The sequence below is a fragment of the Planococcus dechangensis genome, from assembly GCF_042654465.1.
Taxonomy (GTDB): domain Bacteria; phylum Bacillota; class Bacilli; order Bacillales_A; family Planococcaceae; genus Planococcus; species Planococcus dechangensis.
This window is the reverse complement of record NZ_JBHSGL010000002.1, coordinates 349,608-375,613: the sequence shown is the minus strand read 5'-3', so window position 1 is coordinate 375,613 and position 26,006 is coordinate 349,608. Positions and strand designations below refer to the sequence as shown.

Sequence of the window (26,006 nt, the reverse complement as noted above, 5' to 3'; positions counted from 1 at the left end):
GCTGGATGGAATGGGATTTTTCAATAAACTATTTGGAGCAGAAAAAGAGGAGGAAACAACAATGACAAAACTGAACATCGGAATCATCTTAGGATCTACACGTGAAGGGCGCTTAAGCCCTCAAGTCGGCAACTGGGTCAAGCAATTGGCAGACGCGCGCGGTGACGCGAACTATACAATTATCGATATCGCGGACTATAAATTGCCGCTGCTCGGTGAAAACGGCAATGACGCATCAGGTGCTGCCGGTTGGTCGGAAGCGGTCGCCAAACAAGATGGCTTTGTTTTCATCACACAGGAATACAACCACTCGATCACCGGCTCGCTGAAAAACGCGCTCGATTATTTGCGCGAAGAGTGGAACAATAAAGCGGCTGGCATCGTCTCCTACGGTTCGGTCGGAGGAGCGCGCGCAGCGGAACATTTGCGCGGCATTCTCGGAGAGCTGATGGTCGCAGATGTCCGCGTTCATCCGGCATTGTCTTTGTTCACTGATTTCGAAAATGGTGCGGAACTGAAAGCTGCACCGGTTCAAGCCGATTCGGTCAATCAAATGCTGGACCAAGTGATTCCTTGGGCGACGGCATTGAAGACGATCCGCCAATAAGCGTAGGGTTTTACAATAATTTAATCGTTTAAAAATGGTGAAAAAGCTAATCGGAAACGATTAGCTTTTTTTTGCTGAATCAGCCGCGTGCGTCTTCACTCTGGATGTCGCCGACCAGTTCTTCCAGCAAGTCTTCCAACGTAATCATGCCGGAGGTGCCAGCGTATTCATCGAGCACGATCGCCAAATGGTTGTGGCTTTTCTGCATTTCCAGGAACACTTCATCGATTGCACGCTTTTCAAAAACGAAATGGGGCGCCCTCATGATTTTGCGTATATCGAAGGCTTGCCGCTGCGGATTTTCCCTGTAGCGGAACAAGTCTTTAATATGGAGTGTGCCGATTATATGGTCGGTATCTTTTTCATAAACCGGAAATTTGCTGAAAGGATAGTCGGTGACGAGCTGCACGACTTTCTCCAATGGGTCGTTGATGGAAATGGCGATCATGTCCGTGCGATGGACCATGACTTCTTCGACGATCTTGTCATTGAATTCAAAAGCTTGGGTGATGATGAAGCGCTCCATTTCTTCGATTGTGCCTTTTTCTTTGCCGGCATCGAGCATCAAGCGAATTTCTTCTTCGGTTTCTTCCGGCACAGGCTGATGCGGGTCGATGCCGAATAGGCGGATGACCCCGTTGGTTGACCATGACAGGATTTTGACAAAGGGGCTGGCGACAAATGCCAACAAGCGCAGCGGATGGATAAAAGCCATGGCGATCGGCTCGGGCTTTTGAAGAGCTAAGCGTTTTGGTACCAATTCGCCGAAAACGAGCGTGAAATAGGAAAGCACGAACGTGATTAAAATTAGCGAGCTGACTTGAACGATGGCTGGCGAAACGGGAAGCTCGGTCCCTTGGACATACAGCGACAGTTCGTCGGCAAAGCTGTCTGCCGCAAATGCGCTGGCCAAAAAGCCTGCCAGTGTAATGCCGATCTGGATGGTCGCGAGAAACTGGCTTGGCTGCGCCAACATGTCGTCAATCAGCTTGGCTTTTTTGTTTCCGGCAGCTGCCGATTTCTTGATTTTGTGGTCGTTCAAGGAAATCAATGCGATTTCAGACGCTGCAAACAAAGCATTAATGAAAATCAGGATAATCAAAATGCCCAGTGCCCATCCCATAAGTCCAGCTCCTTTACTAATCTATATTCACCAGTCAGAAAAAAAAGGTTGCGGCAATGTGGAAAGTTCCCAGTTTATCTACGTCTAGTTTAGCTTAAAGGAGGCCCGAGTGCTTTAGAAACTAGGCTTGGAATTTTCGATATATTATAGTAGCTTTTTAATTTTTCTGTGCTATACTTTTTTTAACAACTCAATAGACCTTGACATCACGTCAAAGGGGAGTAGCTATGGGGAAACCTATTTCACAGTCGTCATCACATGGACACGGTCCATCGGTTGTGATAGCAAAATCATTTTGCTTAGCAAGACCTTTGCCTTCTATAGGCAGAGGTCTTTTTTGTTGCCAAAAATTAGGGGGTTTTCCATATGGAAGCTATTTTATTGGAGTATTTATGGGTGTTGCTCGTACTTATTGCACTCGAAGGGTTGTTGGCTGCAGACAATGCAGTCGTCATGGCGGTCATGGTCAAACACTTACCGAAAGCACAGCAGAAAAAAGCTTTGTTCTACGGATTGTTCGGCGCATTCATTTTCCGCTTTGCAGCATTATTCATGATCACCTTGCTTGTCGACGTCTGGCAGATTCAGGCACTCGGGGCAGCGTACTTATTGTTTATCGCGTTCAAGCATATTTACGATCAACGAAAAGGCAAAGAGCATACGATCGAGCCGGAAGCGACAAAAGGTTCTGGTTTCTGGATGACGGTGTTGAAAGTGGAAATGGCGGATATCGCGTTTGCGGTCGATTCGATGCTCGCAGCAGTCGCGCTCGCGATCACCTTGCCGCATCTCGGCTCAATGGAAGTGGGCGGCATCAACGGCGGCCAGTTCGCCGTAATGCTGACCGGTGGATTGGTCGGGCTTGTCATCATGCGTTTTGCGGCGCATAAATTCGTTAAGCTGCTATCGGATTACCCGCAGCTCGAGACAACGGCGTTCGTCATTGTCGGCTGGGTCGGCGTGAAACTGACCGTATTGACTCTTGGGCACGAAGGCGTCGCCATTTTGCCGCACGATTTCGCTCATTCGACCGAATGGAAATTGATTTTCTGGGGCGTGCTGCTGACGATTGTTGCAGTGGGCGCGGTTATCAGCATCAAGAAAAAACGCGAGCAATCTGTCGCATAATCTATACGAAGAAAGAGAGCGGTTGTTGCAACGCTCTCTTTTGCATGATAAAATCAACTCAATTCTGAAATGAAACGAGCTGATGGGTGGACGATGGACAACTAACCTATTTTTAGTCATTTGAAATAACTAATTTCGAAGACCGAAACATAGGATTAGTCTGGCCATTTCACCTACTCGATGCCCCCAAGGAGCAATCGCTCTTTTGACGTATCTTTTAATGATCTGACTAATCCTTCCAAATCTTGATTTGGGAGGATTTTTCTATTCTCCCTGTCAACATAACAAGGAGTGGTTCTGTATGACGGAACTGATGAAATTAAACAAGGTGTCAGTAGAAATCGACCAACAGCCGCTGTTTGAAGAGCTGACAGCAAATATTGCGCGCGGCGACCGCATCGGCATCATCGGTAAAAACGGCGCTGGCAAAACGACTGTGCTGAAACTATTGAGCGGCGAGATCGCACCGGCAAGCGGGTACATCGAACAAAGCGCACCGGACCTTGGGATCAAAACAGGCGAGCAAGAAACGCAATGGCACGAATTTGAAGAAGTGACGACAGCTGAAGAGGCGCTGCTGCGCAAATGGCAGGTGCCGGTACGGGACTTTGCCCACTTGAGCGGGGGTGAAAAGCTGAAAGCACGTCTCGCGAAAGGCTTGGCACAGCCGGCGGATATTCTGCTATTGGACGAACCGACCAATCATCTGGACGCAAACAGCATGGAATATTTACGCGAAGAACTTCTGTCTTATATGGGAGCGGTCGTCATCGTTTCGCATGACCGCGCGTTTCTCGACCAGGTGGCGACAAAAATTTGGGCAATCGAAAACGGAACTGTGCACAGCTATCACGGTACTTACAGCGGTTATATGAAATTTCGCGAACAGCAGCGCAAGAGCCAGCAGCGGGCGTATGACAAACAGCAAAAACGCACCGAGCAAATCGAACGTCAGATGGCACAGCTGTCCGGATGGGCGGAGTCCGCGCATGCCAATTCCACAAAGCAGGAAGGCTTCAAGGAATATTACCGCGTGAAAGCCAAGCGCATGGATGCCCAAGTGAAATCAAAACAAAAGCGCCTGGAAAGGGAGCTGGAGAAGGAAAATATCGGTGCTGTCAAACCGGAATACGCAGTGGAATTCGCTTTCCGTGCCAATCCGAAAGTCGGCAAACGTTTTTTGGAAGTGAAAAATGCGGGCAAATGGTTTGACGGAGCGTCGCTGTTTCAAGGGGCATCGTTTACTGTCCAGCACGGCGAAAAGCTGGCGTTGGTAAGCCCGAACGGAAGCGGAAAGACGACGTTTTTGAAGATGCTGACAGGTGAAGAACCGGTGACGGAAGGGGAAATCTGGATGTCGCCGTCTGCTTCTATAGGTTATTTGACGCAAGATGTTTTTGACTTGCCGCTCGACAAGGCGCCTGCGGAACTGTTCGAGCAGGAAAACTTCGAACAGCGTGGCCGCGTGCAGAACCTGCTCAAGCATTTGGGTTTCCAAGCGGCTCAATGGTCCGAGCCGATCCGTGAGATGAGCATGGGCGAGCGGGTCAAATGCAAATTGATGAAATTCATTTTGGAGGACAAGGACGTTTTATTGCTCGATGAGCCGACCAATCATTTGGATTTGCCGTCGCGTGAACAATTGGAAGCGACTTTGGCGGAATACAAAGGCACATTGTTGGTCGTGTCTCACGACCGCTACCTGCTTGATAAAGCGACAGAGGGCAAGCTCCTCTTCGAAGGCCGCACGATCCGCAAGCAGCTTGGCGAAAAAGCGCCAGCCGAGCCGGCAAGCAATGCAGCGGAACTGCGGCTCAAGCTGGAGACGGAGCGTCAAGCGGTGCTCGGCAAGCTTAGTTTTATGCAGCCGAAAGATAAAGGCTACGCGGAACTTGACCGACGCTTTGTGGAATTGACCGAGCGGCTAAGGGAACTGGATTAAAAAGGATCATCCAAATGGATGCTATAGAAAAAAGAAGGCTGCGGCCTTCTTTTTTTATGCCAAGCGTCCGTCTTTCATGGAAATGATGCGGTCTGCGTAGGTGAGCATGTCTTCGTCATGGGTGACGATCAATGTGGAGATATTCAATGTTTTGGTGAGGCTTTGCAGCAATTTCATCACTTCGTGCGATTTGATTGAATCAAGGCTTGCGGTCGGTTCGTCCGCAAACAATAGTTTTGGCTGGTGGACGATGGCGCGTGCGATGGCAATGCGTTGCTTTTCACCGCCTGACATCGAGGCGGGGTAGGCGTTTTTCCGGTGGCCCATGCCGACCGAATCGAGTATTTTGGTCGCTTCTTCGCGCCGTTGTTTTTTCGAAAGCGCAGATTTGGCTGTTTCGAGCATGAGCAGCAATTGCTCTTCGGCGGTTAAAAATGGCACGAGGTGGGCAGCTTGGAACACGAATCCGAACGAACCCGCACGGATTTCGCGGATCTCTTCTTGGCTCATCGCACTCAAATCTTGTCCATTAAAATGAATTTCACCGGATGATGGCGATTGAAGCCCTGCCGCAATGGTTAGCAGCGTGCTTTTCCCGGAGCCCGATGCGCCGACGAGTGCGGTGATTTCACCTTCAGCGAGCGATAAGTCGATGCCTTTTAAAACTTCCTCTGAGACTTCACCGGTTTTGAAGGTTTTCTTGATAGCTTGTGTTGAAAAAATCATGCGGATCCCTCTCCTTGTTGAATGGCTTGAAGCGGTTTGACTTTGTGAATTTGAATGCCTGAAAGCGTAGCGCCGGCAAATCCGATGGCAAAGAACACCGCCGACAATTGAAATGTGATGCCGACCGGCAAATAAAACGGCATGCCGCCTGGTGCCAGGCTATGGAACAATTGGCTGATGGCAATCGATAAAGCGAGCGCGATTGCGGTAATGACGAACATTTGTGTCCAGATCATCCGGAACAAAGCGCTGGTCTTCACGCCGATCGCCTTTAAAATGCCGTACAAACCGAGCTTTTGGATGTTCATCATATAGAAGAAGATGGCGAACAGCATGCCGCTGATGATGACCAAAAACCAGACGATCATCGACAGCGATAATTGCTCTGCGTTATAGCTCGGCAAAGTGTTCAAGAACGCCTCATTGGAAAAGCTCTGCAAGCCGGCGATGGCAACGGGTTCTGCGGATTCTGGAACGAACAGCATTTGCATCTGTTCGGTCCGGTGCATCTCAGCGTAATTTTCGGGATGGATAAACGCGACAGGGGCGTGGCTGTATTTCGCGCCTCCCGTAAAGCCTGCCACGGTAAACTCACCGCTAAACTGGCTGTTGGTGAAGCGGTCGCCTTGCTGGATGCCTTCATCTTCGAGCGAGCTGTCGAGGATGATCTCGCCTTTTGAAACCTCAGGGAATTCGGCTGAATCGGTCGACGTAACGAATGCGACGCTTTGCTGTTCGTCCTGTTCATTCAATAAAAAGCCCATTTGGATGGAGAATGCGAAAGCGCCGTCGGTTTGCGACAGCACTTGTTCTTGTGAGTCTCCATCAATTGCCGACAAGGCATGGGTTTCTTTTGCCTCCGGTTCCATATAGATCTCACCGTCCGGCAAATTTTTGATTAAAGCGGCGTTGTCTTGTGACAAGCCATTCGCGAGTCCTGAGATGATAAAGGTCAACAAGCTGATCAAAAAGACGATTGAGCCGAGGATTATAAATTTCGTTTTGCTTTTCTTCATTTCTTTCCATGCTAAGTTCACGTGATTCGCCTCCGTTTTGGTATAGCTTTAGTGTATAGAGGCAAGATGAATGGAAGGTGAACGAGCGTTGACAATTCGGGTGAATGAAAAAAAGCCCACCAGTTGTGGAGGGCTTCGAGTCTAAATGGGTGGTGCGGCTGGAAGAATGACAGTCACGGTAGTGCCTACACCCGGTGTGCTGTCGAGTTCGATCCGGCCGCCGTGGAGTTCGATGATTTCTTTGGCGATCGATAGGCCAAGCCCAGAGCCTTTTTGGCCGCGGGTGCGGGCTTGGTCGGCTCGGTAAAAACGCTCGAAAGCATGTTTCGTCTCGTCCTCGGTCATGCCGATGCCGTGATCTCTCACCGTGACATGGACATGGCTCTCACTTTGCGTAAGGCTTATGTCGACCGAGCCGCCCTGTTTGCTGTATTTCACTGCATTGGTCAATAAGTTTTCCCAGACGGTTTGAAGCAGCACCGTGTTGCCTTTTGTATAGGCCGGGGTGAGCTGTGCGGAAAGCGCCAATTCCTTGTCGTCGAATGCATAGCGCAAATGGCTGAGCGTCGCGTGCAATTGTTCATGGAGCGCGACGGTCTCGAGCGGTTCCGGTGTTTCCTTGTCGACCGATGCCAAAGTGAGCAGCTGCGTCGTCAACAGCGATAGGCGCGCGGTCTCTTCGCGGATGATTTCGGCGTATTGCTGCTTGTCGGAATCAGGGATGTCCGGTTTTTCCAATAAGCCGAGATAGCTTTGGATCGTATGGAGCGGCGACTGGATATCGTGGGAGACGTTATGGACGAATTCCTTGCGCTTGACGGTCGACTGTTCAATGCGCGAGCGCATCAATAGGAACTGGTCGGCGAGACGGCCGATTTCATCCCGGCGGTCGATTGCGAGCGGCACATCGAACGTTTCCGTCGCCATCTTCTCGGTGGCCTCGGTCAGTTTCGTGATCGGCTGGATCAACAAACGCGCGACCAATAGCATGCCGAGAAAGCTCAGCAGCACGATTCCCACCGCCAAACCACCGAACAATAGATGCAGTTCCTGGAACAATAGTTCAATGTCGGGGCGCAGGAATAAAGCGTAAGGTTCGCCGCCGAGTGTCACCGGGACGCCGATGGAATTTTGCAGTTCATTGGCGAAAAATCCGGTGACGAACGTTTGACGCGGAAAATCTCGGATGCCGTTGAAGGTGTCTCCACCCAGCACGTGCTGAACGGTTTCTTGGGCAATCGTTTCATCGCGGAACTCACCGCCAAAGCGTGAGACATCACGGCCATCCGTCAAATACAATTGATAGCCGGCGATGCCGAGCACGTCGAGCGTATCTTCCACTTGGTTCGGCGGAAGGCTGTTCAAATGCCCGGCAAACGACTCGGCAATGGCGAGGTTTTTATCGTTATTGTCTTCTTTCAGGAACTGATGGTACAACGTGTTCATCGTGAAAAACGAAATGGCGCTGCTGATGAGCATCGTCAGGAACGTGAACCAGATGAATTTGACATACAGGCTCATGAGTCGGCCTCCAGTTTATAGCCGACGCCGCGCACCGTAATGATTTTGACATCCGGCGCAAATGGCTCGAGTCTCGTGCGCAGTCTTTTGATGTGGACATTGATGGTCTGTTCGTCCCCTTGGAAATCGAGCCCCCATACGCTTTCAATAATCGCGTCTCTCGTAAACACTTGGCGCGGCTTGGAGGCGAGCAGAGCGAGCAGTTCAAATTCCTTCAATGGAATGAGCAACAGGCCGTTCGGTGAGCGCAGTTCATAGCTTTTCAAGTCAATTGTCAAAGACCCTGCCGTAAGGGCATTGTTTTCAGGGTGATCGTATCGGCGCAAGATCGCTTTGACACGGAACAGCAATTCTTTGGACTCGAACGGTTTGACGAGGTAATCATCAGATCCGGCGAGAAATCCGCGTTCCTTGTCTTCGATATGGTGGCGTGCCGTCAGGAGAATGACCGGGATATCGTAGTCATTATGCAGGCGCTCCGTTAATTCAAAACCGTCGATTCCGGGCATCATGACATCAACAATCGCGAGGTTCACCGGTTGCTGTTCCAAGTGGGCGAGTGCCTGTTCACCGTTTTCAGCGGATATCACTTCGTAGCCGTTTTGCCGAAGCTCACCGGCGACAAACTTTAACATATGTAAATCGTCATCAACTGCGAGTATGCGGATCATCCGTAAAACCTCCTTGCTTATGACCATTATAGGACACTGCGTGAAAAGAGGTTAGATTTTCTTCCAATACACCTTGTATAATAGAAAGAAAGATCTGCAGCGCAATTAGGCATGAGGTGGATTGGGAAGGGGTCTAGAAGATGAGTGGAGTTGACCTACATAGAGAAAGCGATTGCTTAGGGTGCAAGTTGGCGAATGGTAAACTGCCGGTGCATATGGTATATGAAGATGAACGAGTGGCGTGTTTTCTGGACCACGACCCGTTTGGTGAAGGGCATGTGCTCATTTTGCCGAAAGCCCATTACCGCTTTATCGACGACATGGATGACGCGACGGCACTGGCAATGTTAAAGGCTTCGCAACTGATGAGCCGGGTCATCCGCGGGCTCTACACGCCGTTTGGCATCACGCAAGCGCAGAACGGCGGCGGGCCAGACGAGTTGACGCATTTTCATTTGCATCTCGTGCCAAGAGCGGAAGGCCAGCCTTTCGCCGCCTTCTATACAGATGATGAGTGGGATAATACGCATTTGAAAAGGAAGTTAGCGGAAACGAGAAATCAGCTAGCAGCGGGAGTTAATGGCCAACTTCCATCATTGCCCGGGAAATAATATGCGCTAAAAAACTTGAAGACAAAGGAGAACCTATGCGCAAACGAATCGACGAGCACGCACTCCATCAAAAGCATTACGCAGAAATCCGCGACACAGTATCAAATGATCCTTTTGCCCAGTCGCTCGGCATCCGTTTGACGAAGTTCGAAGAAACCTTGTCCGAGGCGGAACTCCTCGTGCAGCCCCATATGGTCAATGCATATGGCACCGTACATGGTGCCGTCATTTACGCACTTGCCGATCACGTGCTGTCGGTTGCGAGCAACGCCCACGGCAAAGCATCGGTCGGTTTGTCGACCAATGCCCAGTTTATCCAAGCGGCAAATCCAGGGGACCTGCTGACGGCGCGCGCCGTAGAGACGAAACGGAATTTCCGGGTCGGTTTTTACCGGGTTGATGTGCTGCGCGGCGAAGAGATAATGGCGACAGTCGATGCGGTGTCGTACAGGAAAGACCAATATTTCGTGGGGACAGAAGAATGAGCCCGATAACAAAAAGGAGGCGGAGGCCATGAATGAGTTTGTTGAATACTTATCGAAACTGGACGATCCGGATCACCGGGAGCGTGTAGAAGAGGTGTTGCAATGGGTGATGGAAACATACCCGCAGCTCGTTCCGCGAGTCGCTTGGAACCAACCGATGTTCACCGACCACGGCACGTTTATCATCGCGTTCAGCACCGCTAAAAAACACATGGCAGTCGCGCCGGAAACAGCTGCGATCGACCATTTTGCACAAGACATCAAAGCAGGCGGCCATTCGAGCACCAAGCAATTGATCCGCATGAGCTGGGACCGCCCTGTCGATTACGCATTGCTTGAAAAATTGATTGCATTCAATATCGAAGACAAAGCGGATATGACGAAGTTTTGGAGATGAATTGAAGGGTGATGTTAAGTGGGAGTTTGAATGTCTTCCCGTGATATTGACATAACAGGTGAGTAATAGCGGAGAAAACAACAAACCCCACCCTTTCCGTTTTGACGGAGAGGGCGGGGTTTGTTGTTAAACGGTTTTATATGCAAGCGGTGCGGCAGCCGGTTTGCCGAAATAATAGCCTTGGAACAATTCGTAACCTTGCGCTTTGAGCCACTGGAAATCTTCTTCGTTTTCAATGCCTTCAGCGAGCGGCGTGGAGCCGACGCCTTGTGCTTTTTTCAGGAAGCTTTGCGCCACGGCTTGTTTGGCCGTGTCAGTGGCGACGCCCTGGACGTATTGCATGTCCAGTTTCATGTAATGCGGTCGTAGTTCGGCGAGCACTTCTGCGGTACTATAGCCTTCACCTACGTCATCGAGTGCGTACTGGAAGCCTTTTGATTTGTAATAGCCGAGTATGCGCTTCAAATGTTCCAAATCATCGACTTTTTCGGACTCGACGACTTCAAAGACCAATTGTTTCGGGTCGACACCGGTTTCGTGCGCCAATTCAATCGTCGAGCGCAAGCAGAACTCCGGGGAGTAGATAGATGTCGGGATGAAATTGATGAATGCTTTTTCGCCGGATAATCTTGCGGCAGCACGTACGGCGGTCATGCGGCAAACCCGGTCGAGTGCATACAAGCGCCCGCGGCTTTTCGCTGCCGGGAAAATGGCGTTCGGGTAAATCATCTGTCCGTCGGCGTCATGGAAGCGCGCCAGCATTTCGTATGCATAAACAGCACCCGTGGCATCGACGATCGGCTGGTAATGGGAGACGATGCGCTCGTTTTGGATGACATCGTCAATCCATTCCATGTCGAATACTTGGTGCATCTGGCTGATCGGTTGGTAGCTTTGCTGGTTGATGCGGAACTCCGCAAGGTCGGTATCCAGCAAGTCTTGGCAAAAGCTCAAAAATTCGCGTGCGGCGAATTCGCCCATCCGCAAGCGCTTGTCTTTTTGCAAGACGTCCAAGCCTTGGCGTTCTAAATGATCTATAGCAATCGGGATAATCGAAAGGTTCAATTCACCGGTTAGGCGAATATCAAAAGTCAGTGCAGTAACAGAACAACCGTTGCAGTTCAAACATGTTCCTCCTAAAATTTGTGGTAATTAAAGTATATCGAACGTGACTAAATACACAAGAAAAATTTACAAGAATCATTTTTGGTAGTAAATACGATTGGAATTCATTATAAATTGGTTACTTATCTGATGCGAGCCGCCGGCAGGAGTGCAGAAGTTTTGCCTCGAAATGCCTATAAGCGCTATGATGGAAAGAGCAAATGATGGGGAGTGGATAGGATGAATGAAGACATAATGTTTCGGCAATGGAAAACGTGGCGCGGCATGATCATCAAACTGCTCGATAAAACGACCGAAGAACAAGCCGACCAAATGCCGGGGCCGTTTCGCAATTCGATCCGTTGGAACGCAGGCCATTTGGTGACGGGCATCGACAGTTTTGTCGCCAAGTCACTCGACACAAAACCGCTGTTGCCTGCGCGCTATGCGGAATTGTTCGCGAGCGGCACTTCGCCCGACAATTGGCAAGGGGATGTGCCGTCGCTTGAAGAACTCAAGCAAGTGCTGGCCGACCAGCCTGATCAGATCGAACACGCCACAGCCGGCAAGCTCAACAGCAAACTGCTTGAACCGTTTCTCGGGATGGAGACGCTTGGGGAAGTATTGGCGTTCATGATTGCGCATGATGCGCTTCACCTCGGGACGATGAGCGCCATCCGCAAGACGATCAAAACTCGATAAGCAGATGATAGCCCCGCCAGGAGTCATGGACGGGGCTTTATTACAGCGATATGTCATTGTCATTTCTATGGTTATATCGGCGTGCCTGATCTTATACAAAATGATATACTGAGAATAATTCATTGGAAAAGGTGGCAGGCAGAATGTCTTCATTTACGGAGTTTTGCGGTTATATCACAGCGAGCCCACGCATGCTCGCTGAACAAGTAGTAGACCGGGTGCTCGCGAAAGTGGAGCAGAGCATCCCGGCAGAAGAGAGGTTGCGTGCTGTGGAAATGTACGAGGAGCTGCTTAGCCATCTCGGCGAGACGATCGGCAATGAAACAGTTCTCGACGTGCCGGATGCATTGATCGAGTGGAGCAAGCAGAATGCTGAAATGCAAGCAAGCGGCAAAATTTCGGACATCGTCTTGCGCTATCCGCCGACACGCATCGTCATGGCGGAATTGTTCACCGAACTGAGCATCAAAGCAGGGCTCAGTCTGAAAGAAAATGCACGCGTCATCACGCATATCAACACCTTGCTCGATGTCAGCCTGAACGAAACCTTCTTTGCATTCGAGCGGCTCCAGGAAAAATACGAAGCGGAAATGCAAAGCGAACTCATTGCTTTATCGGCGCCGGTTGTCCCGGTGGCGGACGATGTCGTGGTCTTGCCGTTAATTGGCTATCTCGACAGCTACCGCGTCAACCACATTTTGACAAACGTCATCCCGCTCATAGCGGACATGCAAGTCAGCCACGTCATCACCGACTTTTCTGGCGTTTTGACAATCGACGACCAAACGGCACAAGCGATTCACCACATCGGCAGCACATTCAACTTAATGGGCATACACATCGCCATTGCAGGAATGCGCCCGGACTTGGTGCAGACCATCGTCCATTCTGGCATCGAGTTGTCATCTGCGGATGCCTATGCGACCGTCAAGCAAGCGCTGGAAAGTTTGGAGAAAATTGAATCACAATAAGTTGCGAACCGGGCCGGTGATAAGGCTCGGTTTTTTCTGTATATCAGTAAATATTTTAGAAAAACTGCCGATAATAGAAGTGGGATAGTTTAAACAAGAAGCTTAAAATAATGGATAACAAAATAAAAATGTAAATTATTTCATTTAAATACGTTTTGTCATATTGTACATTGCGTGATAATAAGCTATCGTTTTAACTAAATATTTTATCTTGTATTCGAAGTAAAAGATATGGCGGAGGCATTTATGGAAGATACCAAACAACTGGAACAGCGCATGCAAGAGCTCATGACTTTATGGGATGCGTCAAAACAACTCAACTCCCACCTGGAACTGGAGAAAGTATTCGACAATATTTTATGGCAAATGGTGCAAGTAATCGGCGCCGAAGCTGGGACACTGTGGGTAGCCGATACCGACGGAGCCAATTTACGCGCCGTCTCTGCCCACGGGCCAGCCGCATCGGAAATTTTGGATGTCGAGCTCCCGAAAGGCCAGGGTATTGTCTGGAAAGTGCTGGAGACCGGGCAGGCAGAGCGCATCGAAGACGCCGCAGAGCATCCGGACTGGAATCAACGCGTCGACCAACAGCTAGGATTTGTCACGCGTTCGCTTTTAACCGTGCCGTTGATGGTTAAGGATCAGCAGCTCGGTTCGCTGCAATTGCTCAACAAACAAGACGGCAAGTTTTTCACCGAACAGGATATGCGCCTGGCACAAGCTTTGGCACAGCAATCCGCACTCGCGCTTCACAATAGCCAAATGTACGACGAGCTGAACCGCATGCTCATCAGCATGATCCGCACCTTGGCAAGTGTGTTGGACGCACGGGATCCGTATACGGCCGGCCATTCCGAACGGGTGGCGGATTATTCCTTGTGGATCGCCCAGAAAATCGAGCTCGAGCAAAGCGAATGCGAAGAGCTGTATAAAGCGGCGCTGCTCCACGATATCGGCAAAATCGGCATTCGCGATGAACTGCTGCAAAAACCGGGACGCTTGTCGCAAGAGGAATTCGAGGCAATCCAAAAGCATACGACCATCGGCGCCGGCATATTGGCGAATATGGAACCGCGCCATGCGATGGAGCGCTCGGTCGAAACAGCGAAATCCCATCACGAGCGCATGGACGGCAGCGGTTATCCGGAAAGGCTGACAGGCGAAGCCATTCCGCTATTTGCGCGAATCGTCGGTGTGGCAGATGCGTTCGATGCGATGACCACAGCGCGTCCGTACAGCAAAGGACTAACGCAGCGTGAGGGTGCCGAAGAGCTGATGCGCTGCCGCGGCAGCTTGTTTGAAGACAGGATGGTCGATGCGATGATGTCGATTCTGGAAGAATGCGATTATGACACAAGCACGTATAAAACAGAGCGGAGATACCGGATATGAGCATGTTTGATTTTTTACTGCTGGGGCATTTGGTCGGCGACTTTTTGCTGCAGACGGCCTGGATGGCGAAACACAAAGCCACGAAATGGTTGCCGCTGTTGACGCACGTTACGGTCTATACCGCAGTGATCGCATTGTTCGGCTTGTTGGCAGGCGGCTTGTCCCTGTCAGCGATCGCTTTGATCTTCATCAGCCACGTCATCTTAGATAGACGCAGCTTTGTCCAGTTTTGGGTCAAGCGCGTTCAGATGACCACCGGGTCTGAAAGCAGGTGGCTGTCGATTGTGGCGGACCAGATTTTCCATTTATTGTTTCTGGCTTTGGCGATTGCGCTATCATAGGAGTGAATCTAGATGAAATTGAAACCAAAAAGCTATGTGCTTGAACAAGAATACCCGCTCGAGCGGGAAATGGCGTGGCAGTTGCTTGCCGATAACAATCGCATGAACGATGCAATCGGAATGTTTCCGGTGGCGTTTCAACCGGCAAAGACCGATGCGAACGGCGTGTTTTACCGGAAAGCGGCGGCCAAAGCGATGGGCTTTGTGCCGATGGAATGGCAGGAGTTTCCGTTCGAATGGCAAGAGCACGAGTTTTATACAGTCGAGCGGCGCTATTTGTCGGGCCCGCTTTTGTATTACGTGCTGAAGATTGAGCTTTTTGATGTACAAGAAGGTGCGCGAACGAAAATTCGGCTGACGGCGGAGTTCGCGCCGCGCAATGTGCTCGGCTATGCGGCGATCCAGACGACCGGGCTGCCGGCCGTCAAAAAAATCATGGGTTATTTGGACGGTTACGCAAAAGGTGGCGGTCTAACTGCCTCCGTGAAAAAGACGACCCCGAAAGTGAACTTTGGCGAGCTTGAGCGTTTGAGTGAAAAGCTCAACGTGTATCCGGTGAATCCGGAATTCACGGATTGCTTGGCCAGTTATTTGGCAGAAAGTGCCGACCAAGACGTGGCGGAAATCATGCCGAAACAACTGGCGAAACTGTGGGGAATGCCCCCAACTGAGGTGCTGAGAGGCTTATTATACGCAACGAAAACCGGCTTGCTGGACATGAGCTGGCACGTCATCTGCCCGAATTGCCGCGTATCAAAAGACGAACATCGCAGCCTGTCCGACCTCGAGCAGCAATTTCACTGTGATTTATGCGGCGTCGTGTATGATACGGAGTTCGACCAATCCGTCGAATTGCATTTTGCGGTTCATCCGACGATTCGCACAGCTTACGCAGAAGTGTATTGTGTGGGCGGCCCGGTCATCACGCCACACGTCAAAGCCCAGCAGATCATCGCATCAGGCGAGACGGCGGGCTTTGCTGCTGCGTCAGTCGAGAAGCCGCTGCGCTTGCGTGTGTTGCAGGCAAACGACCAAATAGCGGTCACACGCAGCGGCGCATTCCGTTATACACAAACCGGCTGGATTCAGGAGGCGGTCGATGCAGTAGGTTTTTCCGTCGCCAATGACAGCGATTCGGATATCGTCGTCGCACTCGAATACGCCGATTGGAGCGAAGACACGGTAACGGCGTCGAAAGTGACCGCCATGCAGGAATTCCGTGATTTGTTTTCATCGGAAGTGTTGGCACCGGGGCAGAAAATCGCCATCGGCCATGTGACGATCCTCTTTACCGATTTGAAAGGCTCAACCGCGCTGTACGAAGAAGCGGGAGACGCCAACGCTTACGGACGTGTGCGCAGTCATTTCGATTTTTTGACCGAACACATTAAGCAAAATTCCGGCAGCGTCGTCAAGACGATTGGCGACGCGGTCATGGCGGTGTTCTCAAAACCCGCAGACGGCGTCAAAGCAGCGCTCGCGATACAACAAAAACTAGACGCCTTTAACGAACAAACAAATGATACACTGCTACTAAGGCTCGGCCTGTTCAGCGGACCGGCGATCGCCGTCAACTCGAACGACCGGCTCGATTATTTCGGCCGAACGGTTAATTTGGCGGCGCGCGTGCAAGGCCAAGGCGACGCGGGCGAAGTGATCATCAGCGGAGCGCTTCTGGAGCAGCCGGACGTGGCGGCATTGCTCGCTTCTTCACAATTGTCCATCGAACCGTTCAGCGCTGAGTTAAAAGGCATCGAAGGCGAGCAAGCCTTGGTGCGTTTGCGCATGCAGGAAATCGCCCGTATAGAAGCAGGCTAAATCAAGTTTATAGAGAAAGGAAGTCAGCTATGAAAATCCATACAGACCAATTCGGCGAACTCGAACTCGCGGACGACCGTTTGCTCACATTCGAACGCGGCATCCCGGGATTTGAAGAGGAGACGAAATTCGTGCTCTTGCCGGCAGATCCATCAGGCGACTCGCCGTTCTTTTTCCTTCAATCAACGGAGCACGCGGCGATCAGTTTCTTTATGGCAGACCCATTCGTCTTTTTACCGGACTATGAAGTGAAGCTTGATGACGCTCTTACAGGGCAATTGAAGCTGGCAGATCCGTCCGATGCGATCGTGCTTGTGACCGTCACGCCGAATCAAAATATTGTGGAGGCGACAGCGAACTTGAAAGCGCCGGTCGTCATTAACAACAAGAAGCAGCTCGGCAAGCAGATTGTCCTCCAAAACCCGAACTACCAAGTGAAACATCCGCTGTTCCAACAAGCGGCAAGGCAGGTGTAAGCGATGCTCGTACTCGGACGCAAAGTCGGCGAATCGATCGTCATCGACGACAACATTGAAATCACCGTTACTTCTATCGAAGGCGACCTCATCAAACTAGGGATTTCCGCACCAAAAGAAATTCCGGTCCACCGGAAAGAGATTTACTTGGAGATCCAGGAAGAGAACAAGAGAGCTATCTCGAATGTGATTGATATTAGTGATTTCTTGAAAATGAAAAAATAAAACCTGAAGCGAGCTCGAACATGAGCTTGCTTCAGGTTTTTCAAACTATCAAGCAAAGCGTATTTTCCGAAGCTTATCGCTCGCTTTCCATGGGGCGGGAATCGAGCCTCCTCGATCGCTACGCTCACTGTGGGGTCTCTCAAACCCGCTATTCCCATAGGAGTCGAGCAAACGCTTCTCCAAATACTTAGACGTTTCTCGGTCTTTGGTGTAGTAAAAGTATCTATTTTCATAAATTAGCGTAAGTTATTAACTTATTCAACACACCGGAAGACCTGAGGGGGTATGCAGTTCGCTTCAGGTTTGTTGATTTACAGCAAGGAGCGATGAAACTTATCACGAGGCACCCGCTTCATTAATTCATCGAGGAATCGTCGTTGTTCGGCAGGAGAGATTTTGACGCTGTCCATGACAGCTTTGGGGTAAAAGATCTCGAGTGCGTCTCGTGAAGAAAGCATCCGCATTCCCGTAAGAATATCCGAAGTCGGTGAGATGAGCGAAATGTCCTCATACGCGATTTTTGTCCGCAGTGGCCCCGCCTTCACGAATATATGATCGTCACGGAATACATAGGAAATGCCGAGAATAAGCCATAACATAAAGGCGATAGTGCCGACGAAGATTGAAATGAGGATAGCGGCGGCAGAAAGTGGCATGTCATCATCGAAAAAGAATGGCCAAAAACAAGAAACAGCAATCAAGAGCGTCGCCGCGCCGTAAAGCATCAGAAATGGTCGGTCGATCTTGGAGCGGAATGTCACGGATAGTTCTTCCCTCCATCAAGGGATTACTACTAATACGCAAGAGAACAGAAGCGGCTTCAAAAAGTTTTTAGAATTTTTTTCAAAAAAGCTAAACATTTTAAAACGCCTACCGATAAATAGAGTGTAAGGCAGTCCAAACGGATTTGGGCGCTTGCAAAAACAAAAACATTACACGGAGGTAATACACAATGATTATCAATCACAATATCACAGCTCTAAACACTCACCGTCAGTTGAGCAGCGCAACTAATGCTCAAGCAAACAGCATGGAGAAATTGTCTTCAGGTCTTCGTATCAACAGCGCGAAAGACGACGCAGCTGGACTTTCAATCTCTGAAAAAATGCGCGGACAGATTCGCGGATTAGAGCAAGCTTCACGCAACTCGCAAGATGCAATTTCCATGATCCAAACTGCAGAAGGTGCATTGAACGAAACGCACGATATTCTTCAGCGCATGCGTGAACTTACTGTCCAAGCAGGTAACGATACGAACACTGCAGATGACCGTGAAGTAATCCAAGTTGAAATCGATGACTTAGTTGAGGAAATTGGGCGTATTGCTACAACTACTCAATTTAACGGACAGAACTTGTTGGATGGAACTGGTGGAGCATCTGGAGTTTTCACTTTCCAAATCGGGGCTAATACAGATCAACAGCTTGATGTGACTTTTGCTACAATGGATGCTGCTGGACTTGGAGTAGACGCACTTGATGTTAGTGATGCAGCGGCAGCTACTGCAGCTCTCACAACTCTTGACGATGCAATCAAACTAGTATCAGACGAGCGCTCTCAATTGGGTGCTAAACAAAACCGACTTGACCATACGACAAATAACTTGAACACATCAGCTGAAAACCTTACAGCAGCGGAATCACGTATCCGCGACGTTGATTATGCCGAAGCCGCGTAGGCGAGCAGAGGTACAGTCGTCCTAACTGGTAACGGTTAGAGATTACGACCGGGTGAATTGCTGGAAAGCCCTGATAGCTTTTATTGCCACAACGCAGTTGGAAACGGCAGACGTGACGGCTTGAGAAAATAAAAGATTGGGCAATCAGCAGCCAAGCTCCTGTCTCGAAAGAGTGGAGAAGGTTCAACGACTAGGATAGACCATCTAAGGCGAGAGCTATGGTGATGAAATCCGTAGGTGACGCAGTGTCCATCAGCACTGACCGATCCGAAGTGCCCGGCCCCTACTAGTTTAGAGGGTGAAGATATAGTCTAGTCATTTATGAAAGTAAATGTTCGCACGATGGCGAAAGAAATGATGGAACAAACAAAGAACTCGATTCTTGCACAAGCATCACAAGCGATGTTGGCTCAATCCAATCAAATCCCTCAAGCAGTTTTACAACTGTTGAGATAATTGATTCTAGGGCGTCTAACCGGGTAACGGGTTAGAGTATAACTGGGTGAATTGCTGGAACTTCCTAAAGCCCCATCAACCACAACGTAACTGGAAACGGTCGGCGTGATGGTCTGAAAATGACGGGGATGCACCAATGGATAATCAGCAGCCAAGCTCCTGTGAGGAAACTCTGGAGAAGGTTCAACGACTAGGATAGACCGTCTAAGGCGAAAAGCTATGGCGATGAAATCCGTAGGGCGGCAAGCGCCGTTCGAAGTGCCCAGCCCCTCGAGAATGAGGGTGAAGATATAGTCTATTCTATGATCGAAAGACATAGCGGCAAAGCAAGCCAACCAACAGCCACAAGCTGTTCTTCAACTACTTCGTTAATTTTAAGTTTGAAAAGGAGCCTGATTCTAGGCTCCTTTTTTATAAGCACGTTTACGAGGAGGAATTCAGATGGATATCGCAGCGTTATCGATGGCACTCAGCCAAATGAATGTTCGGCAAGAAGCGAGCGTTTCAATTATGAAGAAAGCGATGGATCAGTCCGAGACAAACAGCGCGAATGTCGTGAAGATGCTTGAGCAATCGGTTCAGCCGCATATTGGCGGTTCGCTAGATTTAAAAGGTTAAGACAACTCAAAAAACTTTCACAATGGAAGCTTCTTTTTCTTATACAGAAACGGTAAAAAGTCACAGATTCCATTCCAATTAAAACCTTCCTATCCCACCCTTACCCCCAATCCGCCTATTCTTTTTTCCAAAAGATTCTTGTAAACTAAACGAACAAATGGAAACGGAAGGTGTGGAAGAATTATGATGGGGCCGATCAATTCAAATTGGCTGTTTCAGTCGGCGATGAGTTCGCTTCAGCAGTCGACACCGATGAACGGAAGTGGATCCGCGAACAACCAAGCGTCAGGTATGGGAGGTCCGGGTTCGTTTTTGATGTTGTTGATGGCGGCGATGATGGAGAATGTCCAGCAGCCGCAAGGGCAAATGCAACAACAAGCACCAGCTAATGGATTGTCTTTCATGACACCAGGGAATTCCTATAACCCAGCTGTTGCGAACTTGACGATGGAGCATAAAGCCGTGGCGACAAGTGCTGCGGATAAAAGCGACTTGAAATTCCGTCCGGTACAGTTTTTGAAACTAGATGAGCAGCTCGCCGGGAAACTGAGCGGAGCGGCTGTGCATTTTATCGAAGCCGGAAAGAAATACGATATCGACCCGAAACTCCTGTCTGCGATTGCCGTGCATGAAACGGGAAATGGCACGTCACGTGCTGCGAATGAGAAAAACAATATCGCCGGCATGATGGGCAAAAACGGGCTGCGCAGCTACGAGACAGTGGCGGACAGCATTTACGATATGGCACGCAATTTGCGTCAAAATTACTTGAATCAAGGCAAAGAAAGCATCGCGCAAATCGGTGCGAAATATGCTCCCGTAGGCGCAGCGAACGATCCGACAGGACTCAACAACCACTGGACCACAGGCGTTCAGCGCTTTTACAATACTTTATAATCTTCAAAAGCCGATTCCCATATGGAGTCGGTTTTTTTATTTCTATGTCAAACTGGCGAACAGTTTTAACCTATATGTTAAAAAGATTCAATTTCCTGCTAAAAAAATCGCATATCTTGCCGATAGTAAGAGTAACAGGATTATGGAAATGGAGTGGATACTATGCGCGTAGGCGGATTAGCTTCAGGGATGGATACCGACTCCATCGTCAAACAAATGATGCAAATACAGAAAATGCCTTTGGATAAATTGATGCAGCAAAAAGTCTGGACCGAATGGCAGCAAGAAGCGACACGAAAGCAGAACCTAACGTTCTCGAATTTGCGCACGAGCGCGAGCAATTTGCGCCTGCAGTCGAGTTTTAATGCTTATAGCGCTCAAACAAGCGGATCCGGCAGCGCAAGCATCACAACGACGGCACAAGCAATGAACGGAACTTACGATGTACGCGTCAATTCACTCGCCACACCAGCGAAAATGACTTCCGGTGCACAGATTCTGAAAGCGAACGACCAACCGGCAAAATCGACCGACACAATCGGCGTCGCCGGGCAAATCACAGTACAAGGCACCACGGCAATCGAAGTGAGCATTACTGAAAACATGACCTATGCTGATGTCGCTAAAAAACTGCAGGACGCAACCGCAGGCAGTGAACCGGCATTGCGCGTCAATTTCGATAACACGACGTCGCGCTTTTTCATCACTTCCAAAGAACTGGGCGCCGCGCAGAACTTCACCATGAAGTTCACCAATGACGACGGCACAGACAATGTGGATCTGGGCCGCCAAATTACCGGCACCGCTCAAAGCTCCATCGCTTCGACTGTGGCGACAAACGGTTCGGTCACGATCGACGGCGTCACGGTCGACGGCTTGAAAACCGATAAGACGACCGTCAACGGTTTGACCATCCAATTGTTGAAAGTCGACGCGCCAGGTGCTTCAACGACAGTACGCGTCCAAGCCGATCCGTCCAAGCCGACGCAGATGATCAAAGACTTTGTTGACTCGTATAACAAAGCAATCGAAGACTTGCAAAAGCAGATCGTCGAGAAGCGTTATCCGAATTTCCAGCCGCTCTCTGATGACCAGAAAAAAGACATGAGCGAAAAAGAAATCGAATTATGGGAAGAAAAAGCGCGCAGCGGTCTGCTCCGCAACGACCCCGTCATGAAATCTGCCTTGCAGGATCTGCGGCGTGCGTTTATGGACCAGGTCGGAGGCGTTGCGCCAGGCAATTTGAACATGTTGTCGCAAATCGGCATCAATACCGGTGACTACCGCGAAGGCGGCAAGCTGTTTATTGATGAAGCGAAGTTGAGCGCGGCATTGACCGAAAAGCCGGATGAAGTGATGCAGCTGTTTACGGTCCGCAATGATGCCGGCAACGGCGTCGGCGCACGCGTCTACGATAAGCTTAACGACATCGTGCGGAGTTTAAGCGCACAAGCAGGCAGCCCGACGAGTTCGGTCGACAATAGCACGATGACCAAGAAGCTGCGCCGCATGGAATCGGAAATCACGCGTTGGCAGACCCGGCTAACCGGCATTGAAGATCGCTACTGGAGCCAGTTCACCGCCATGGAAAAAGCACTTAGTAAAATGAACTCACAAAGCGCCTGGATGCAGCAGAACTTATTCGGAGGCATGTAATGAACGAGAAAACCGACCTGTTAACTGAATTTCTGTCGCTGACAACAGCGATTTACACACAAGCAAGTTCCGTCGATTCGGACATGGAAAAAAACAATGTGGAACAGCTGGAAACCTTGCAGGATTTATTCGTTCAGCGCCAACAGACGATCGAAATCTTAGCCAGTCAAGCACCAGGCGAATGGAGCGCGGAACAACAGCATGTGATCGGGCAGATTCAGGTAATCGAAGTGGAATTGCAGCCGCTCATGGGCAAACTGCACGAGCAATTCTCCATCCAAATGAACCGCATCAGCCAAACCAAGCAAGCATCCGGCAAGTACGCCGGCGCTTACCGCCAAACTGCTAGCGGCGGTTCATTCATCGATCAGCGCAAGTAAGAAAGGGGAACCGAAATGGCCACGATCAATCCGTACGAAGCGTACCAGCAAAACTCCGTCATGACCGCAGCACCCGAAGAACTGACTTTGATGCTGTATAACGGCTGCTTGAAATTCATCAAACTCGCGAAAAAAGCGATGCAAGATAAACAATTTGAAGAAAAAAACAAAAATCTCCTGAAAGCCCAAAACATCATCCAGGAACTGCGCAGCACCTTGAACCCAGGGATCGCGCTGTCAAAAGAACTCGAACAGCTTTATGAATTCCAATACAACCGGCTGGTCGAAGCGAACATGAAAAATGACGCCACACTGCTCGACGCCACAATGGAAGACATAAAAGAACTGCGCAACACATGGAAGCAAGCAATGGTATTAGCCAAACAATGATTTATGTAAGCTGAACTGATTGTTTAGTTAATTAAGGAATTTATTGGAAATAAATATATTCGTTAAAGTTTATAACAATACGTATGGAGCAAACCCCCGGAGACTCCCGCGGGAAAGCGCAGCGGTTTTGCGGAATTTTTAAATAAGGAATTTATTTCTTCAACTTATAAAGTTCGAATGATTCAAAAGCGAAATGAGGTATGGACGTGGATAAGACATCTTGGTTAGGTATCATCATCGGCATGTTTGTGCTTATCGGCGGCATGGCGCTAAAAGGCTCGAGCCCGGTCGCCTTGTACAACCCGGCAGCACTCGTCATCATCTTTCTCGGCACGGCGGCATGCATTCTCATCGCCTTCCCGGCAGAAGAAGTCAAACGCATCCCGGGACTTTTCAAAGTTTTGTTCGGCGAGCAGAAAACGATGCCGATCAAAGAAATGATCCCAATGTTTACCGGCTGGGCGATGGTGGCCCGCAAAGAAGGCTTGCTGGCGCTAGAAGAGCGCGCAGAACAAGTTGAAGATCCGTTTTTGCAGCGCGGCTTGAAAATGGTCGTCGACGGGCAATCCCATGAGCATATCCGCGGCTTGATGGAAGAAGACATCGCGGCAATGGAAGACCGCCATGAACTCGGCGCGAAAATCTTCACGCAAGCGGGCACTTACGCACCGACACTTGGGGTATTGGGAGCGGTTATCGGGCTCGTTGCGGCACTCAGCCATTTAGATGATGTGGCATTGCTCGGGAAATCGATCTCGGCGGCCTTTATTGCCACATTGTTCGGGATTTTTACAGGTTATGTCTTATGGCATCCCTTTGCCAATAAACTCAAGCGCAAATCCGAACAGGAAGCGCGCACGAAACAAATTATGCTCGAGGGCCTGCTTGCCGTACAAGAAGGTTTGCCGGCGCGGACAGTGGAAGAAAAGCTTTTGACGTATTTGCCGGCGAAGGATCGTATACTCGAAGACGAACCAGAGAGTGGTGTTGGGGTTGAAGCGTAAAAAAAAGCATGAAGAACATGTCGATGAGTCGTGGCTCATCCCATATGCCGACATTTTGACGCTGCTTTTGGCGCTGTTTATCGTGTTGTTTGCAGCGAGTGAAGTGGACGCGCAAAAATTCAAAGCCATTTCCGAGTCGTTCAATATTGAACTTCAAGGCGGCACCGGCATACTTGACCAATCTGCGCCGGTTGAACTCGACAACAGTTCGCCGTTTGCGGAAATCGCCGAAGAAGGCGTGACCGAAGAATTGCTCGAAGAAGTACGGGCAGCGCGCGACCGCAAAGAATTGATGGAGTTTCAGGAAAAATTGGAATCCTATATCGCGGACAAAGGCTTGTCGCCGCGGCTTGAAACCGAATTGACCGACAAAGGCTTAATGCTGACGATCAACGAAGGCGTATTGTACCAGTCGGGCAGTGCCGATATTGACGAACAGGCGAATTTGATTGCAAGCGAATTGTCGGAGCTATTGGTCAGCGATCCGCCACGCATGATTTATATTGAAGGCCATACCGACAATGTGCCGACTGCCGGCGGGGAATTTGATTCGAACTGGGAACTCAGTTCAGCGCGCGCCATCAATTTCATGAAGATTTTGTTGGAAAACGGCGATTTGGATCCGCAGAAATTCAGCGCCACCGGTTATAGCGAATACCAGCCGATTGCATCGAACGACACCGCACAAGGGCGCGCAGAGAACAGGCGTGTCGAAGTGCTCATTTCTCCTTATCAGGAAGAAACCGAAGAGTAAGAGGTGGACCATGAAAAAAGTATTGATTGTTTTGTTGATCGCTTCACTTGTCGGTGCCGGCGGAGCGTTTTATTTTATCCAAAAAGAAGCGAAAGCTGATACGGATGCACCCCTTAGCGCAGAAGAAATTGCTGCGCTGAGCGTTAGCACCGAAGAAATCACCACCAATCTCGCGACCCCGTCTTCCTATGCTGTCGTCCAGTTCAATATTTTATTGGGCGATAAAAAAGCTAAAGAAGAAGTGGAGATGCGCCATCCGGAAGTGCGCGCTGCAGCGATTGCAACGGTCGCCGGCATGGAAAAAGAGGACTTGGTCGGCGCGGAAGGCATCAGTTCACTAGAAGCGCAGATGACCGAGCGGCTCCAGGAACTTGTAAGCGAAGGAACTGTTGAGCGTGTGCTCGTGACGGAATTTAAAGTGCAATAATCATAAATAACGCTAAACATTTACAACAACGAGCCGATAATAAGGTTATAGAGGAAACAGGTGATTAACTTGAGCAGCCCACAACTAGAAAATTGCCCCAGCTGCGGAGCGCTGTATTTACGTGATCAAATCGATTGTTGCCTTGACTGCTATCGTGAAAATGAAGCGGCATTTAAAAAAGTTGATGCGTTTCTGAAAAATCCGGAACACCGTAATGCTTCTATTGAAGATGTAAATGCATTCACCGGTGTCTCAGTGAATAAAGTTGTCGAGTTTTTGAAGGAGGGCCGCATTTTTGCTGCAGATTACCCGCTGTTGGGCTATCCGTGTGCACATTGCGAAACGCTCATCAGCCGGCAACTATTATGCGAAGGCTGCCAGCGTACATTCAGAAATGAAGTGCAAGCAATCTTGAATGATGCGCAACAGACGGAAACAGTGGACAAACGGCAGCTCGCTAACGCACAATATTGGAAGATGAAGAAATAAC

The 26,006-nt window shown here is 49.7% G+C and carries 31 protein-coding genes; 24 read left to right on the top strand and 7 right to left on the bottom strand.

Features of this window, described 5'->3' with window-relative positions; all coding sequences use genetic code 11:
• Positions 1-10 precede the first annotated feature (10 nt).
• Positions 11-607 (top strand): NADPH-dependent FMN reductase, encoded by a 597-nt coding sequence (locus tag ACFO5U_RS02465; RefSeq protein WP_377276394.1) that lies wholly within the window; start codon positions 11-13, stop codon positions 605-607.
• A 79-nt stretch (positions 608-686) separates the two neighbouring features.
• Here the strand turns inward: ACFO5U_RS02465 and ACFO5U_RS02460 are convergent, their stop codons facing one another.
• Positions 687-1,730, bottom strand: a complete 1,044-nt coding sequence (locus tag ACFO5U_RS02460; protein WP_377276392.1) for a hemolysin family protein — start codon at positions 1,728-1,730, stop codon at positions 687-689.
• Positions 1,731-2,096: 366 nt separating this feature from the next.
• Between ACFO5U_RS02460 and ACFO5U_RS02455 the strand changes: the two genes are divergently transcribed.
• Together ACFO5U_RS02455 and abc-f are read left to right on the top strand one after the other, a co-directional pair.
• Complete coding sequence (locus ACFO5U_RS02455; protein ID WP_377276390.1) at positions 2,097-2,858, top strand: TerC family protein; 762 nt, start codon at positions 2,097-2,099, stop codon at positions 2,856-2,858.
• Between the two features lie 301 nt (positions 2,859-3,159).
• Positions 3,160-4,800: a ribosomal protection-like ABC-F family protein gene (gene abc-f / locus ACFO5U_RS02450; protein ID WP_377276388.1), complete on the top strand. Its 1,641-nt coding sequence runs from the start codon at positions 3,160-3,162 to the stop codon at positions 4,798-4,800.
• Between the two features lie 54 nt (positions 4,801-4,854).
• On the opposite strand, the gene ACFO5U_RS02445 is transcribed toward abc-f, so the two are convergent.
• From ACFO5U_RS02445 to ACFO5U_RS02430, 4 genes are all read right to left on the bottom strand, one after another.
• A complete protein-coding gene (locus tag ACFO5U_RS02445) occupies positions 4,855-5,526 on the bottom strand; it encodes an ABC transporter ATP-binding protein (RefSeq protein ID WP_377276386.1) in 672 nt (223 codons plus the stop codon).
• Positions 5,523-6,563 (bottom strand): ABC transporter permease, encoded by a 1,041-nt coding sequence (locus ACFO5U_RS02440; RefSeq protein ID WP_377276384.1) that lies wholly within the window; start codon positions 6,561-6,563, stop codon positions 5,523-5,525. The genes ACFO5U_RS02445 and ACFO5U_RS02440 overlap by 4 nt, the downstream gene beginning before the upstream one ends.
• Before the next feature lie 120 nt (positions 6,564-6,683).
• Entirely contained in the window at positions 6,684-8,063 is a 1,380-nt protein-coding gene (locus tag ACFO5U_RS02435) for a sensor histidine kinase (RefSeq protein ID WP_377276382.1), read from the bottom strand.
• Complete coding sequence (locus ACFO5U_RS02430) at positions 8,060-8,734, bottom strand: response regulator transcription factor (protein WP_377276380.1); 675 nt, start codon at positions 8,732-8,734, stop codon at positions 8,060-8,062. The genes ACFO5U_RS02435 and ACFO5U_RS02430 overlap by 4 nt, the downstream gene beginning before the upstream one ends.
• 140 nt (positions 8,735-8,874) lie before the next feature.
• Between ACFO5U_RS02430 and ACFO5U_RS02425 the strand changes: the two genes are divergently transcribed.
• Genes ACFO5U_RS02425 through ACFO5U_RS02415 form a run of 3 tightly spaced genes read left to right on the top strand, consistent with a single transcriptional unit; the run spans position 8,875 to position 10,227 of the window.
• Positions 8,875-9,345, top strand: coding sequence for an HIT family protein (locus ACFO5U_RS02425; RefSeq protein ID WP_377276378.1), 471 nt, complete (start codon positions 8,875-8,877; stop codon positions 9,343-9,345).
• Between the two features lie 35 nt (positions 9,346-9,380).
• A complete protein-coding gene (locus tag ACFO5U_RS02420; protein ID WP_377276376.1) occupies positions 9,381-9,830 on the top strand; it encodes a PaaI family thioesterase in 450 nt (149 codons plus the stop codon).
• 28 nt (positions 9,831-9,858) lie between these two features.
• A complete protein-coding gene (locus tag ACFO5U_RS02415) occupies positions 9,859-10,227 on the top strand; it encodes an iron chaperone (protein ID WP_377276374.1) in 369 nt (122 codons plus the stop codon).
• A 126-nt stretch (positions 10,228-10,353) separates the two neighbouring features.
• Here ACFO5U_RS02415 and ACFO5U_RS02410 read toward each other — a convergent pair whose 3' ends face one another.
• The gene (locus ACFO5U_RS02410) at positions 10,354-11,352 is read right to left on the bottom strand and encodes an EAL domain-containing protein (protein ID WP_377276372.1); all 999 of its coding nucleotides are present in this window, start codon (positions 11,350-11,352) and stop codon (positions 10,354-10,356) included.
• A gap of 219 nt (positions 11,353-11,571) precedes the next feature.
• Between ACFO5U_RS02410 and ACFO5U_RS02405 the strand changes: the two genes are divergently transcribed.
• From ACFO5U_RS02405 to csrA, 7 genes are all read left to right on the top strand, one after another.
• Positions 11,572-12,033 (top strand): DinB family protein, encoded by a 462-nt coding sequence (locus tag ACFO5U_RS02405; RefSeq protein ID WP_377276370.1) that lies wholly within the window; start codon positions 11,572-11,574, stop codon positions 12,031-12,033.
• A 143-nt stretch (positions 12,034-12,176) separates the two neighbouring features.
• On the top strand, positions 12,177-13,004 hold the full coding sequence (locus tag ACFO5U_RS02400) for an STAS domain-containing protein (protein WP_377276368.1): 828 nt from the start codon (positions 12,177-12,179) through the stop codon (positions 13,002-13,004).
• A gap of 246 nt (positions 13,005-13,250) precedes the next feature.
• Complete coding sequence (locus tag ACFO5U_RS02395) at positions 13,251-14,396, top strand: GAF and HD-GYP domain-containing protein (RefSeq protein ID WP_377276366.1); 1,146 nt, start codon at positions 13,251-13,253, stop codon at positions 14,394-14,396.
• On the top strand, positions 14,393-14,737 hold the full coding sequence (locus ACFO5U_RS02390) for a DUF3307 domain-containing protein (protein WP_377276364.1): 345 nt from the start codon (positions 14,393-14,395) through the stop codon (positions 14,735-14,737). The genes ACFO5U_RS02395 and ACFO5U_RS02390 overlap by 4 nt, the downstream gene beginning before the upstream one ends.
• A gap of 12 nt (positions 14,738-14,749) precedes the next feature.
• Positions 14,750-16,555, top strand: coding sequence for an adenylate/guanylate cyclase domain-containing protein (locus ACFO5U_RS02385; protein WP_377276362.1), 1,806 nt, complete (start codon positions 14,750-14,752; stop codon positions 16,553-16,555).
• A 29-nt stretch (positions 16,556-16,584) separates the two neighbouring features.
• Positions 16,585-17,031, top strand: a complete 447-nt coding sequence (fliW, locus tag ACFO5U_RS02380; protein ID WP_377276360.1) for a flagellar assembly protein FliW — start codon at positions 16,585-16,587, stop codon at positions 17,029-17,031.
• A 3-nt stretch (positions 17,032-17,034) separates the two neighbouring features.
• Entirely contained in the window at positions 17,035-17,256 is a 222-nt protein-coding gene (gene csrA, locus ACFO5U_RS02375; RefSeq protein WP_377276358.1) for a carbon storage regulator CsrA, read from the top strand.
• Between the two features lie 311 nt (positions 17,257-17,567).
• Here csrA and ACFO5U_RS02370 read toward each other — a convergent pair whose 3' ends face one another.
• Positions 17,568-18,017, bottom strand: a complete 450-nt coding sequence (locus ACFO5U_RS02370) for a PH domain-containing protein (RefSeq protein ID WP_377276356.1) — start codon at positions 18,015-18,017, stop codon at positions 17,568-17,570.
• A 191-nt stretch (positions 18,018-18,208) separates the two neighbouring features.
• Here ACFO5U_RS02370 and ACFO5U_RS02365 point away from each other — a divergent pair, with 191 nt between their 5' ends.
• From ACFO5U_RS02365 to ACFO5U_RS02315, 11 genes are all read left to right on the top strand, one after another.
• Positions 18,209-18,934, top strand: coding sequence for a flagellin N-terminal helical domain-containing protein (locus ACFO5U_RS02365; protein WP_377276354.1), 726 nt, complete (start codon positions 18,209-18,211; stop codon positions 18,932-18,934).
• Positions 18,935-19,255: 321 nt separating this feature from the next.
• Complete coding sequence (locus ACFO5U_RS02360; protein WP_377276352.1) at positions 19,256-19,390, top strand: flagellin; 135 nt, start codon at positions 19,256-19,258, stop codon at positions 19,388-19,390.
• Between the two features lie 441 nt (positions 19,391-19,831).
• Positions 19,832-20,008, top strand: coding sequence for a YjfB family protein (locus tag ACFO5U_RS02355; protein WP_377276350.1), 177 nt, complete (start codon positions 19,832-19,834; stop codon positions 20,006-20,008).
• A 183-nt stretch (positions 20,009-20,191) separates the two neighbouring features.
• The gene (locus ACFO5U_RS02350) at positions 20,192-20,905 is read left to right on the top strand and encodes a glucosaminidase domain-containing protein (protein WP_377276348.1); all 714 of its coding nucleotides are present in this window, start codon (positions 20,192-20,194) and stop codon (positions 20,903-20,905) included.
• A 162-nt stretch (positions 20,906-21,067) separates the two neighbouring features.
• Positions 21,068-22,561 (top strand): flagellar filament capping protein FliD, encoded by a 1,494-nt coding sequence (gene fliD / locus ACFO5U_RS02345; protein ID WP_377276346.1) that lies wholly within the window; start codon positions 21,068-21,070, stop codon positions 22,559-22,561.
• Positions 22,561-22,941 carry a flagellar protein FliT gene (fliT, locus tag ACFO5U_RS02340; protein ID WP_377276344.1) on the top strand — a complete coding sequence of 127 codons (381 nt, stop codon included), beginning with the start codon at positions 22,561-22,563 and terminating at the stop codon, positions 22,939-22,941. The genes fliD and fliT overlap by 1 nt, the downstream gene beginning before the upstream one ends.
• A gap of 15 nt (positions 22,942-22,956) precedes the next feature.
• Positions 22,957-23,331, top strand: coding sequence for a flagellar export chaperone FliS (gene fliS, locus ACFO5U_RS02335; protein WP_377276342.1), 375 nt, complete (start codon positions 22,957-22,959; stop codon positions 23,329-23,331).
• 206 nt (positions 23,332-23,537) lie between these two features.
• Positions 23,538-24,335, top strand: coding sequence for a flagellar motor stator protein MotA (gene motA, locus ACFO5U_RS02330; protein WP_377276340.1), 798 nt, complete (start codon positions 23,538-23,540; stop codon positions 24,333-24,335).
• Positions 24,325-25,089: a flagellar motor protein MotB gene (gene motB / locus ACFO5U_RS02325; protein ID WP_377276338.1), complete on the top strand. Its 765-nt coding sequence runs from the start codon at positions 24,325-24,327 to the stop codon at positions 25,087-25,089. The genes motA and motB overlap by 11 nt, the downstream gene beginning before the upstream one ends.
• Positions 25,090-25,099: 10 nt before the next feature.
• Positions 25,100-25,516: a flagellar basal body-associated FliL family protein gene (locus ACFO5U_RS02320; RefSeq protein WP_377276336.1), complete on the top strand. Its 417-nt coding sequence runs from the start codon at positions 25,100-25,102 to the stop codon at positions 25,514-25,516.
• Positions 25,517-25,576: 60 nt separating this feature from the next.
• A complete protein-coding gene (locus ACFO5U_RS02315; protein WP_377276334.1) occupies positions 25,577-26,005 on the top strand; it encodes a flagellar protein in 429 nt (142 codons plus the stop codon).
• The last annotated feature ends 1 nt before the right edge of the window (position 26,006 follow it).

What these genes read in the sequence shown, in the direction of transcription:
- ACFO5U_RS02465 (WP_377276394.1), top strand. Translation starts at nt 11, where the DNA reads ATGGGATTTTTCAATAAACTATTTGGAGCAGAAAAAGAGGAGGAAACA.
- ACFO5U_RS02460 (WP_377276392.1), bottom strand. Translation starts at nt 1,730, where the DNA reads ATGGGATGGGCACTGGGCATTTTGATTATCCTGATTTTCATTAATGCT.
- ACFO5U_RS02455 (WP_377276390.1), top strand. Translation starts at nt 2,097, where the DNA reads ATGGAAGCTATTTTATTGGAGTATTTATGGGTGTTGCTCGTACTTATT.
- abc-f (WP_377276388.1), top strand. Translation starts at nt 3,160, where the DNA reads ATGACGGAACTGATGAAATTAAACAAGGTGTCAGTAGAAATCGACCAA.
- ACFO5U_RS02445 (WP_377276386.1), bottom strand. Translation starts at nt 5,526, where the DNA reads ATGATTTTTTCAACACAAGCTATCAAGAAAACCTTCAAAACCGGTGAA.
- ACFO5U_RS02435 (WP_377276382.1), bottom strand. Translation starts at nt 8,063, where the DNA reads ATGAGCCTGTATGTCAAATTCATCTGGTTCACGTTCCTGACGATGCTC.
- ACFO5U_RS02430 (WP_377276380.1), bottom strand. Translation starts at nt 8,734, where the DNA reads ATGATCCGCATACTCGCAGTTGATGACGATTTACATATGTTAAAGTTT.
- ACFO5U_RS02425 (WP_377276378.1), top strand. Translation starts at nt 8,875, where the DNA reads ATGAGTGGAGTTGACCTACATAGAGAAAGCGATTGCTTAGGGTGCAAG.
- ACFO5U_RS02420 (WP_377276376.1), top strand. Translation starts at nt 9,381, where the DNA reads ATGCGCAAACGAATCGACGAGCACGCACTCCATCAAAAGCATTACGCA.
- ACFO5U_RS02415 (WP_377276374.1), top strand. Translation starts at nt 9,859, where the DNA reads ATGAATGAGTTTGTTGAATACTTATCGAAACTGGACGATCCGGATCAC.
- ACFO5U_RS02405 (WP_377276370.1), top strand. Translation starts at nt 11,572, where the DNA reads ATGAATGAAGACATAATGTTTCGGCAATGGAAAACGTGGCGCGGCATG.
- ACFO5U_RS02400 (WP_377276368.1), top strand. Translation starts at nt 12,177, where the DNA reads ATGTCTTCATTTACGGAGTTTTGCGGTTATATCACAGCGAGCCCACGC.
- ACFO5U_RS02395 (WP_377276366.1), top strand. Translation starts at nt 13,251, where the DNA reads ATGGAAGATACCAAACAACTGGAACAGCGCATGCAAGAGCTCATGACT.
- ACFO5U_RS02390 (WP_377276364.1), top strand. Translation starts at nt 14,393, where the DNA reads ATGAGCATGTTTGATTTTTTACTGCTGGGGCATTTGGTCGGCGACTTT.
- ACFO5U_RS02385 (WP_377276362.1), top strand. Translation starts at nt 14,750, where the DNA reads ATGAAATTGAAACCAAAAAGCTATGTGCTTGAACAAGAATACCCGCTC.
- fliW (WP_377276360.1), top strand. Translation starts at nt 16,585, where the DNA reads ATGAAAATCCATACAGACCAATTCGGCGAACTCGAACTCGCGGACGAC.
- csrA (WP_377276358.1), top strand. Translation starts at nt 17,035, where the DNA reads ATGCTCGTACTCGGACGCAAAGTCGGCGAATCGATCGTCATCGACGAC.
- ACFO5U_RS02365 (WP_377276354.1), top strand. Translation starts at nt 18,209, where the DNA reads ATGATTATCAATCACAATATCACAGCTCTAAACACTCACCGTCAGTTG.
- ACFO5U_RS02360 (WP_377276352.1), top strand. Translation starts at nt 19,256, where the DNA reads ATGAAAGTAAATGTTCGCACGATGGCGAAAGAAATGATGGAACAAACA.
- ACFO5U_RS02355 (WP_377276350.1), top strand. Translation starts at nt 19,832, where the DNA reads ATGGATATCGCAGCGTTATCGATGGCACTCAGCCAAATGAATGTTCGG.
- ACFO5U_RS02350 (WP_377276348.1), top strand. Translation starts at nt 20,192, where the DNA reads ATGATGGGGCCGATCAATTCAAATTGGCTGTTTCAGTCGGCGATGAGT.
- fliD (WP_377276346.1), top strand. Translation starts at nt 21,068, where the DNA reads ATGCGCGTAGGCGGATTAGCTTCAGGGATGGATACCGACTCCATCGTC.
- fliT (WP_377276344.1), top strand. Translation starts at nt 22,561, where the DNA reads ATGAACGAGAAAACCGACCTGTTAACTGAATTTCTGTCGCTGACAACA.
- fliS (WP_377276342.1), top strand. Translation starts at nt 22,957, where the DNA reads ATGGCCACGATCAATCCGTACGAAGCGTACCAGCAAAACTCCGTCATG.
- ACFO5U_RS02320 (WP_377276336.1), top strand. Translation starts at nt 25,100, where the DNA reads ATGAAAAAAGTATTGATTGTTTTGTTGATCGCTTCACTTGTCGGTGCC.